Source organism: Pseudomonas sp. NBRC 111138, from assembly GCF_001320835.1.
Taxonomy (GTDB): Bacteria; Pseudomonadota; Gammaproteobacteria; order Pseudomonadales; family Pseudomonadaceae; genus Aquipseudomonas; species Aquipseudomonas paracarnis.
Genome location: NZ_BCBO01000106.1, coordinates 1 through 972, shown reverse-complemented (window position 1 = coordinate 972; position 972 = coordinate 1). Strand labels below are relative to the sequence as shown.

Here is a 972-nt window from a genome sequence, read left to right as displayed (position 1 = left end):
AACTGGCGGGCCGTGGGTTTGAGGCCCTGGGTGTGTCGCTGGTGATCCATCCGCATAACCCGCATGTACCGACTTCCCACGCCAATGTGCGGTTTTTCATCGCTGAAAAAGAAGGCGAAGAACCGGTGTGGTGGTTCGGTGGTGGCTTCGATCTCACCCCGTATTACGGCAATGAAGAAGACTGCATTCACTGGCACCGCGTGGCCGAGCAGGCCTGTGCACCGTTTGGCCCGGACGTGTACTCACGCTACAAGGCCTGGTGTGACACCTACTTCCACATCAAGCACCGCAACGAGCCCCGTGGCATCGGTGGCCTGTTCTTCGATGACTTGAACGAGTGGGGCTTTGACACCTGCTTCGCCTTCATCCGCGCCATCGGCGATGCCTACATCGATGCCTACCTGCCGATTGTGCAGCGTCGCAAGGCCATGGCGTACACCGAGCAACAACGCCAGTTCCAGGAGTTCCGCCGGGGCCGCTACGTTGAGTTCAACCTGGTCTATGACCGTGGCACCCTGTTCGGCCTGCAATCGGGCGGGCGTACGGAGTCGATCCTGATGTCGCTGCCACCTCAGGTACGCTGGAGCTACGACTGGAAGGCCGAAGCCGGCAGCGAAGAGGCGCGCCTCACCGACTACTTCCTGCAAGACCGTGACTGGCTCGGCGTTGCCGCGCCCAAGGCGGCGGTGTGATGGACCGTTATGTTGTGTTCGGCAACCCCATCGGCCATAGCAAATCGCCGCTGATTCACCGTCTGTTCGCTGCCCAGACCGACGAACAACTGGACTACAGCACGATGCTCGCGCCGTTGGAGGACTTCACCGCCTGTGCCCGTGAGTTCTTCCAACACGGCCGTGGCGCCAACGTGACCGTGCCGTTCAAGGAAGAGGCCTATCGCTTGGCCAATACCCTGACCGAACGGGCGCAGCGCGCCGGCGCCGTAAACACTTTGAGCAAATTGGCTGACGGCAC

The 972-nt window shown here is 61.2% G+C and carries 1 protein-coding gene and 1 pseudogene; both read left to right on the top strand.

Translation table 11 applies throughout. The features are described 5' to 3' along the window. A partial coding sequence (hemF, locus tag APH41_RS20145) for an oxygen-dependent coproporphyrinogen oxidase (RefSeq protein WP_054921003.1) occupies window positions 1–692 on the top strand: 692 nt, incomplete at its 5' end. Further along, a pseudogene (gene aroE, locus APH41_RS20140) lies at window positions 692–972 on the top strand (shikimate dehydrogenase); the annotation flags it as partial. The gene hemF and the pseudogene aroE, both read left to right, overlap by 1 nt.